Raw genomic sequence first — 4,438 nt, forward strand, 5'->3', positions numbered from 1 at the left:
GCCGACGACATCGGGGCGGGCGAGCTGGTCGCGGAGGCGCTGGACGCGCTGGTCGACGCCGCCGCCCGGGTGGCGCTCGCCGACACCCGGCTGCACCGGGGGATGCGTCCGGTCGGCGCGGTGCCGCGCTGGCTGGCCGCGCTGACCGGCCCGGAGCGCGCCTTCCCGGCCGAGCCGGACGCGCTGGCGACGCTGCGCGACGAGCTGGACGCCTGGCAGCGCGACGCCGCGGGCGGCGCGGTACGGGCCACGTTCCGCCTCGTCGAGCCGGCCGTCGACCCGGTCGCCGAACTGGTCGAGGACGCCGCCTGGCGGGTCGAGTTCGGCCTGCACCCGGCCGACGAGCCGGGGCTCGTGGTGGACGCCGCACACATCTGGCAGCGGCCCGCGCCGGCGCTCGCCGCCCGGGGCGTGGAACCGCAGGAGACGCTTCTCGCCGAGCTGGGCCGGGCCAGCCGGCTGTGGCCCGAGGTGGACGCCGCGCTGCGTACCGCCGCGCCCGAGGGCATGGAGCTGGACGCCGAGGGCGCGCACCGGTTCCTGCGCGAGGGCGCGCCGGTGCTGCACGCGGCCGGGTTCGGGGTGCTGCTGCCGTCGTGGTGGCGGCGTTCCTCGTCGCGGCTGGGGGCGCGGTTGCGGGCACGCAGCCGTACCGCCCCGGGCGCTGTCGCCACCACCGCCGGGAAGCTGGGGCTGGACGCGCTCGTCGACTACCGCTGGGAGCTGGCGCTCGGCGACGAGCCGCTGACCGCCGAGGAACTGGCGTCGCTGGCCGACCTGAAGTCGCCGCTGGTCCGGCTGCGCGGCCGGTGGGTCGAGCTGGACCCGCAGCGGCTGGAGGCCGGGCTGAAGCTGCTGCGCTCCTCCGGTGAGCTGACAGTGGCCGACCTGCTGCGGATGGGACTGTCCGGTGACGACCGGGCCGGTGAGCTGCCGGTGCTGGACGTGGTCGCCGACGGCGCACTCGGCGAACTGCTGGCAGGTGAGGCGGAACGGCGGCTCACCCCGGCCGACCCGCCGCCGGGCTTCAGCGGGACGCTGCGGCCGTACCAGCGGCGCGGGCTGGCCTGGCTGGCGTTCCTCCAGTCGCTCGGACTCGGCGGGATCCTCGCCGACGACATGGGCCTCGGCAAGACCGTGCAGCTGCTCGCGCTGCTCGCCGGTGACCCGCCGGAGGCCGGGCCCACACTGCTGGTCTGTCCGATGTCGCTCGTCGGCAACTGGCAGCGGGAGGCCGCGAAGTTCGCGCCGGGGCTGCGCGTGCACGTGCACCACGGCGCCGAGCGCACCCGGGGCGAGGGCTTCGCCGCCGCAGTGGGCGAGGCGGACCTGGTGCTCACCACGTACTCGGTGGCCGCCCGGGACGCGTTCGAGCTGGCTGGCGTCGACTGGCACCGCGTGGTGGTGGACGAGGCGCAGGCGATCAAGAACGCCGCGACCCGCCAGGCCGAGGCGGTCCGGTCGCTGCCCGCGCGGCACCGGGTCGCGGTCACCGGTACGCCTGTGGAGAACCGGCTCGCCGACCTCTGGTCGATCATGCAGTTCGCGAATCCGGGGCTGCTCGGACCGGCCGCGACGTTCCGCAAGCGCTTCGCCGAACCGATCGAGCGGCACGGCGACGCCGAGGTGGCCGAGCGGCTGCGCCGGATCACCGGCCCGTTCGTGCTGCGCCGCCTCAAGACCGACCCGTCGATCATCACCGACCTGCCGGAGAAGCTGGAGATGGAGGTGGTCTGCAACCTCACCGCCGAGCAGGCCGCGCTCTACCGCGCAGTGGTCGACGACATGATGGCGAAGATCGAGTCCAGCGACGGGATCGAGCGGCGCGGGCTGGTGCTCGCCACCATGACCCGGCTCAAGCAGGTCTGCAACCATCCCGCCCAGCTGCTGCACGACGGCTCCGCGCTGGACGGCCGGTCCGGCAAGCTGGAACGCCTCGACGAGATCGTCGACGAGGTACTCGCGGCGGAGGAGAAGGCGCTGCTGTTCACCCAGTACGCCGAGTTCGGCGGCATGCTGCGCGGGCACCTGTCGGCGCGTACCGGCCGGGAGGTGCTGCTGTTGCACGGCGGCGTCGGCAAGGCCGAACGGGACGCCATGGTGACCCGGTTCCAGTCGCCGCAGGGGCCGCCGCTGTTCGTCCTGTCGCTCAAGGCCGGCGGCACCGGGCTCACCCTGACCGCCGCCAACCACGTGGTGCACGTGGACCGGTGGTGGAACCCCGCCGTCGAGGACCAGGCCACCGACCGGGCGTTCCGGATCGGACAGCGCCGCCGCGTGCAGGTACGCAAGTTCGTCTGCGCCGGCACGGTCGAGGAGAAGGTGGCCGCGATGATCGCCGACAAGCGCAGCCTGGCCCGGTCGGTGGTGGGCAGCGGCGAGCAGTGGGTCACCGAGCTGTCCACGGACACGCTGCGCGACCTGTTCCGGCTGGAGTCCGGGGCGGTGGTCGAGTGAGCCCCGGGTTTGACGACTACGGTCCGCCGGTGCGCGTCGAGGGCGGCCTGCGGGCGCGCAGCACCCGGGGCGCGATCGGGCAGGCCTGGTGGTCCCGGCGGTTCGTCGAGGTGCTGGAGTCGTTCGCGCTCGGCTCCCGGCTCACCCGTGGGCGGGCGTACGCGCGGCGGGGGCAGGTGCTCCGGCTGGACGTGTCGCCGGGCGAGGTCACCGCCGAGGTGCAGGGCTCCCGGCCACGGCCGTACCCGGTGCGGATCGGACTGGCCGCGTACCCGTCGAAGGTGTGGCGGCGACTGGAATCGGAGCTGGCCGGGCAGGCGTTCTTCAGCGCCCGGCTGCTCGCCGGTGACCTGCCGGCCGAACTGGAGGAGCTGTTCGCCGAGGCGGGCGCGCCGCTGTTCCCGGCCGAGATCGGCGAGCTGGACCAGCGCTGCGGCTGCCCGGATTTCGCGGTGCCGTGCAAACATCTGGCGGCCACGTTCTACCTGCTCGCCGAGGCGTTCGACGCGGACCCGTTCCACCTGCTGCACTGGCGCGGCCGGTCCCGTGCCGAACTGCTCGACCGGCTGCGTACGCTGCGCGGCGCCGACGCCGGCAGCTCAGGTGGAACCGGCGGTGCCGGCGGAGCCGGTGGTGCGGGCGGAGCCGGTGGTGCGGGCGGAGCCGGCAGCTCAGGTGGAACCGGCAGCTCAGGTGGAACCGGCGGTGCCGGCGGAGCCGGTGGTGCGAGCGGGGCCGGTGGTGCGGGCGGAAACGGCGGTGCGGGCGCGGAGCCGGGCCCGGGTGCCGGGCCGGAGTCGGGCGCCGGGCCGGCCGGTGTGCCGGTGGTCGGCGCGGCGCGGGCCCTGGCCGGGTTGCCGCCGGTCGAGGCGGAAGCCGAACCGGACCGGTTCTGGCTGTCGCCTGTGCCGCTGCCGGACCGGCCGCCCACGCTCGCCACCGGCTCGGAGCTGCTGTTGCGCCAGCTCGGTTCACCCGGTGCCATGATCGGTGGGCCGGGCCTGGCCGAGCGGCTGCGCCGGGCGTACCGGGAGTTCGGTCGCGGCGAGGCCGCAGGCGAGCGTTAATAAGGGGCCCTTCCTCTACCGGAAGCGTTAATAAGGGGCCCTTCCTTGCACCTAAAGGAGGCGGCGGCGGAAGCGCCACATCACTGCGGCGTTGGCGACGAGCATCACCGCGCAGATCGCCCCGGCGAGCCGTCCGACGAGCACTGTCATCGCCGGCAGCGACGCCCACAGCACGATCGTCAACAGCATCATGTACCGGCCCCGGCGGCCCTTGATCCGGCTGTCCAACCGGGCGAAGAAGCGTGGATCACTCTCCCGCAGATGACGGGTGATCTGTTCGAACCTGCGCTGATCCTCTTGGCTGAGCATGGCGGTGCCCTTCCCCTCACGGCTTCAGCGGTTCGGCGGCATACCCGGATCGGAGGCCGGTCACGCGCCGCCGCTGCTGCTGTTTCGCCGGACCGGACAGGCGGAACGAGGTTCTCAGCGCAGGCTTATCCGTACCTTAATTTTCGGTGAGGCAATGAACGCCCCCGGCGGCGTCGCCGCTGTGCGAAACCTCGCATCCGGGCGGTGCGCGCCCGGGTCGGCCCTGCTCCGGACGCCGCCGCGCCCCCGCCGCCGCGGCGGGCCCTCCGCGGCGGGCCTGAGCGCCGTCTTAAGTGCGCTCACGAGCGCGTTCGGCGCGCCTTGAGCGGCCGGGACGGCATGGCTACTTTCCCGTAGGCAACTTCTCCGGCAACCGTCGCCGCCCCTGCGCCACCCCGACCCCCATCGGGTGGCAGGCGTGCCGGCGCTCGAAGAAAACGGGATAGGTACATGGCCGACCTGAACGTGCCACCGCGTCGACCCCGGGACGACCGCGGCTGGGACGGATACCAGCACCCCCATCCGGACGGGTACCGCGACCCGCACGCGCCGCACCCCGGCGCCCACCCCGCCCAGGGCCCGCAGTGGGTCGGGCAGTCCACCAC

General features: G+C 74.2%; 3 protein-coding genes. 2 read left to right on the forward strand and 1 reads right to left on the reverse strand.

All coding sequences use genetic code 11. The features are described from left to right. Together ABD52_RS36425 and ABD52_RS36430 are read left to right on the forward strand one after the other, a co-directional pair. Positions 1-2,457 (forward strand): DEAD/DEAH box helicase (locus ABD52_RS36425; RefSeq protein ID WP_047894747.1); only part of this gene is annotated, 2,457 nt, incomplete at its 5' end. Beyond that, positions 2,454-3,524 carry an SWIM zinc finger family protein gene (locus ABD52_RS36430; RefSeq protein ID WP_047894748.1) on the forward strand — a complete coding sequence of 357 codons (1,071 nt, stop codon included), beginning with the start codon at positions 2,454-2,456 and terminating at the stop codon, positions 3,522-3,524. The genes ABD52_RS36425 and ABD52_RS36430, both read left to right, overlap by 4 nt. A 51-nt stretch (positions 3,525-3,575) precedes the next feature. Here the strand turns inward: ABD52_RS36430 and ABD52_RS36435 are convergent, their stop codons facing one another. Continuing rightward, a complete protein-coding gene (locus ABD52_RS36435) occupies positions 3,576-3,833 on the reverse strand; it encodes a DUF3040 domain-containing protein (protein ID WP_047894749.1) in 258 nt (85 codons plus the stop codon). Between the last annotated feature and the right edge of the window lie 605 nt (positions 3,834-4,438).

It is taken from the genome of Micromonospora sp. RV43 (assembly GCF_001029515.1).
GTDB lineage: Bacteria > Actinomycetota > Actinomycetes > Mycobacteriales > Micromonosporaceae > Micromonospora > Micromonospora aurantiaca.

Bases quoted from the DNA above. Each gene is read 5' to 3' on its own strand.
- ABD52_RS36435 (WP_047894749.1), bottom strand. From the start codon at position 3,833: ATGCTCAGCCAAGAGGATCAGCGCAGGTTCGAACAGATCACCCGTCAT.